Annotated in this window: 4 protein-coding genes; 2 read left to right on the forward strand and 2 right to left on the reverse strand. The window is 63.1% G+C overall.

All coding sequences use genetic code 11. The features are described 5' to 3' along the window. Positions 1-417: 417 nt before the first annotated feature. On the reverse strand, positions 418-873 hold the full coding sequence (locus CVV68_RS22630; RefSeq protein ID WP_110503235.1) for a MarR family winged helix-turn-helix transcriptional regulator: 456 nt from the start codon (positions 871-873) through the stop codon (positions 418-420). Positions 874-973: 100 nt separating this feature from the next. On the opposite strand from CVV68_RS22630, the gene CVV68_RS22635 reads away from it, so the two are divergent. Together CVV68_RS22635 and CVV68_RS22640 are read left to right on the forward strand one after the other, a co-directional pair. After that, the gene (locus tag CVV68_RS22635) at positions 974-1,714 is read left to right on the forward strand and encodes an SDR family NAD(P)-dependent oxidoreductase (RefSeq protein ID WP_110503236.1); all 741 of its coding nucleotides are present in this window, start codon (positions 974-976) and stop codon (positions 1,712-1,714) included. Beyond that, on the forward strand, positions 1,711-2,565 hold the full coding sequence (locus tag CVV68_RS22640; RefSeq protein ID WP_110503237.1) for an NmrA family NAD(P)-binding protein: 855 nt from the start codon (positions 1,711-1,713) through the stop codon (positions 2,563-2,565). Before CVV68_RS22635 ends, CVV68_RS22640 begins: the two co-directional genes overlap by 4 nt. Positions 2,566-2,701: 136 nt before the next feature. On the opposite strand, the gene CVV68_RS22645 is transcribed toward CVV68_RS22640, so the two are convergent. After that, positions 2,702-3,172, reverse strand: coding sequence for a hypothetical protein (locus tag CVV68_RS22645; protein WP_110503238.1), 471 nt, complete (start codon positions 3,170-3,172; stop codon positions 2,702-2,704). Positions 3,173-3,767: the final 595 nt, after the last annotated feature.

A 3,767-nucleotide genomic window follows, 5' to 3' on the forward strand; every position in this document is an offset into this window, starting at 1 on the left:
CCCAGGACGTGGGAGAGCGCAGCCGCCGAGGTGGCAAAGACCGCTGCGGTCCAGCCGCGGGCAAGGCGCGCACCACGCTCAGTCATGGTCTCCCCTTCCCCTTCTCCTTCTGGGTCAATAGTCCGTTCCGATCATAGACGGTCCACGACGTGTCGAATAAAGAAGACGCGGACCCAGCTGCCACCTGGGGGTTGACCCGGCCAGTGCGGCTGCCAGTCCCACTCAAACCAATACCTCATCTGTCATTTTCGCCTGTACAAATTTCAATACTCGTCTGCACAAACCTGGTGCGTCCGTATGCGGAACGCCCTGCGGGCAGCTGCGCCGCGTGGGGATGCTGAGCAGCCGCTTTTGTAGGAGTTCGCTAAAGTGCGACCGGGCTCGAGTTGCGACTGGGAGGTATGCCCGGTAGTAAACCTAGCTCGGCAGGCCGGGGTGGGTGTCGAGTATTTTGCCTAGGAGCGTTTGTAGCTGTGCCGCTTCTGCTTTCGACAGTGGCGCTGCGAGTTCAGCTTGGACTCTGTCGGTGGCGGTCTGCAGTTGGTCGAGGTATCGCTGTCCGAGCGGGGTGATGGCGACGGTGTTGCGGCGTCGGTCAGCGGCGTCTGTCGCGCGAAGGATGTGTTTGGCCTCGTCGAGCCGGGTTGCGATCCCGTTGATGGTGTTGCGGTCCAATCCGAGCTGTCGGCCGAGGTCGGCCTGGCTGAGAGGGCCATACTCTTCCAGCGCGGCCAGGACTGCGAAGTCGGCACGCCCAGTCGCCGGCATTCGCGTCCCGGTGAGCCGGGAGCCGAGGACGTTCACTCGATTTGCCTGCCAACTGAGCAGCGCCCGTAGCCGAGCCGGTGGCGCTGTCGTCTCATTTTCCGTCATACCACCATCCTAACCGTTGTACACGCCAACGAACGGGTGTTATCGTTGGTTCAAACAACGTTAGGTGTACCAACGAATACGGCTACGGTCGGGAGACCAGATGAATGACACGACATGGACAACCCCGGACCTGACGGGTCACCGGGTGCTGGTGCCGGGCGGGACCGGTGCAGTCGGGGAGGGTGTCGTGCGGGCGTTCCTTGAGGCGGGCGCCGAGGTGATCGTCCCGACCCGGTCTGAAGAGCGCTCGGCGGAGTTCCGGACCATGCTGGGCCACGCCGCCGACGAGCACCTGCACTTGGTGGTGCATGACTACACCAGCTTCGCTGGCGCGCAGGACCTCGTCGAACAGATCGTCCATTTCCGCGGCGGACTCGACTCCGTGGTCGCTCCAATCGGCGGTTGGTGGCAGGGAAGCACTCTCGCCGAGATCACGGAGCAGGACTGGCACTCGGCATTCACCGTTCTTGGGACCACGCACATGGCGGTGCTGCGTGCAGCGCTGCCGTATCTGACCGATGCTGGCGCGTACACGGTGATCGTCGGCGACTCCTCGGCATGGCCGGTCCCGGGCAGCGGGCTGGTGAGTATGGAACAGGCCGCGCTGCTGATGATGCAGCGTGTTGCCGCCGCCGAGACTGGTTCTTCACGGCGGGTGTTCTCCCTGGTGCTCGGACCGGTCACCACCCGTCACGCCGAGGGTTTCGTCGAAGCCAAAGACGTTGGTACGGTCACGGTCGCGATCTCGGCCGGCCCCGTCCCGAGCGCCTCCATCGGGCTACACGACCACGGCGAGGTCCAGACCGCCCTCTCTCTGCTCACTGCAGGGGAAGCCCGATGATCCTCATCACCACCGCCGGAAAAGTCGGCGCACACTCCGCGCGAGTCCTGGCCGCAGCAGGCCAGCCGGTCCGCGTACTAATCCGAAACCCGGATGCGCACCGCGACCTCGCCGACGCCGGTGTGGACTTGTTCCACGGAGACCTCGACCGGCCCGATTCGATCGCTGCGGCCATGATCGGAACTGACGCAATCGTGCTGGTCACCCCGGCGGTGCCGGAACAGGAAATCGCTGTCATCGTCGCCGCGCGGAACGCCGGGGTCGCCCATGTGACCAAGGTCACCAGCGACGCCACCCCGGATTCGCCAATCAGCCGCCGCCGCGACCACTACCGCATAGAACAAGCCCTGACCGACTCCGGGCTCACGCACACACTGCTTCGCGCGAACGCGTACATGCAGAACCTCCTCACCCTTGCACCAGCCATCGCCACCACATCCGCGTTCTCATCGTCCACCGGCGACGGCCGAATCGGGATGATCGACGCACGCGACGTTGCCGCGGCCGCTGCGTCCATCGCATCAGCACCAGCCCAGCACATCGGGAAGACTTATCGGCTCAGCGGGCCGGCATCTCTGTCCTATGACACGGTCGCCGCCCAGCTCACCGAAGTCCTTGGACGCACCGTCACGCATCATCGAATCAGCAGCGAGGAACAGGAAGCGACAATGATCCAACTCGGACTGCCTACACCAGTTGCGCACTCGAACGCTCAAGCACTCGAGCTCTTCGCCCAAGGTGACTCCGATTGGACCAGCGTCGACATCGAACGCATCACCCGCCGACAAGCAACACCCTTCGCCCGATTCGCCGCCGACTACGCCGACCGATTCTCGACTGCCAGCGAGTAGCGAAACCACTCCCGGCTATCGAAACGGCTGGGCGGATCGGCTGATAGCCGGTCGACCAACGGCGGGGCGGATCGGCTGATGCAACAGTTGCTTCGAGGCCTATTGGGTTGTCCGATGGGGAACCTCCACCGGGCGGTTAGGCAGCTTCCGAACGTGTTAGCTTCGCGATTGCCTCCGTAGCGTCGATCCCGAGTCCGGCTGCCAGAGCTGCAGCGGGATCGGGAGCTTTGAGCCTCAATAGAGCGACTGCGATGTGGTGGACTTTGATTGTGCCCGAGTGACTGGCAACAGCTGTGGCCAGCGCTGATCTCATGACGTTCTTCGCTCCGGTGCTGAATGCGGTTCTCGACATCCTTGGGGGTGTTGACCAAGCCGACGCAGCGCCGGAGATGTTGAGGCCAATCGCACGAAGCGCGGTCGAGTCGAGGTCCGCGTCGACGTCGAGGGCGTGTCGGAGCGTCACGCCAAGGGCGTCGACGATTTCCTGGTCATGGAGCATTCCGATAAAGAGGTGATCGGTGCCGATGCGGCGGTCGCCTCGTATCTGCGCCTCGTGGACGGCACTGGTGACGGTTTCACGGGCACTGGGAGCGAATCGTTCAAACATCGTTTGTCTCCTTCTTTTTTCCGTGTTTCATGTGAGCCGCCTGGCGTGAGACGCCTAGGGCATCTGCGATCTGTTCCCAAGTCCAGCCCGAAGCGCGAGCAGCTTCAACGTGTGTAGCTTCAACTCGTTCTGCAAGGCGTCGCAGTGCGACGGCCGCCCGGAGGCCGGTAGCGGGGTCGGCGTTTTGTAGATTGCCGAATAGTTCTTCATTTGACATAATGTCAGTTTAGATTGACGACTACTATCTGTCAATATAAACTGACGTCTGCAATCTGGGCTTGTATCGAGGCCGGTCCACCACCGGCGGGCCGGCTCGGCTGATGCAACAGGGGCTGCGAGATGTATTGGGGCGCCCGCTGGGGAACGCTGATCGCGACAAGCTCGGCTGTCAGCAGGGGATTCGCGTTTGCAACCGAATTCTGAAGCGGCAGGGAACCCCGCTACGGCGGCGGCGGCTTAGTCGCGCGTTCGAGAGCGCGACACTGCCATGTCGATGAGGAACGTCACGATCGCAGCGACTACGCCGAAGCCAATGCCGCCGCCAACGATGGCCGCGACAGTAAACCCGCCGATCAAGACCGTGATTGCCATCCAG

The organism is Arthrobacter livingstonensis (assembly GCF_003219815.1).
Classification (GTDB): domain Bacteria; phylum Actinomycetota; class Actinomycetes; order Actinomycetales; family Micrococcaceae; genus Specibacter; species Specibacter livingstonensis.

What these genes read in the sequence shown, in the direction of transcription:
- CVV68_RS22630 (WP_110503235.1), bottom strand. Translation starts at nt 873, where the DNA reads ATGACGGAAAATGAGACGACAGCGCCACCGGCTCGGCTACGGGCGCTG.
- CVV68_RS22635 (WP_110503236.1), top strand. Translation starts at nt 974, where the DNA reads ATGAATGACACGACATGGACAACCCCGGACCTGACGGGTCACCGGGTG.
- CVV68_RS22640 (WP_110503237.1), top strand. Translation starts at nt 1,711, where the DNA reads ATGATCCTCATCACCACCGCCGGAAAAGTCGGCGCACACTCCGCGCGA.
- CVV68_RS22645 (WP_110503238.1), bottom strand. Translation starts at nt 3,172, where the DNA reads ATGTTTGAACGATTCGCTCCCAGTGCCCGTGAAACCGTCACCAGTGCC.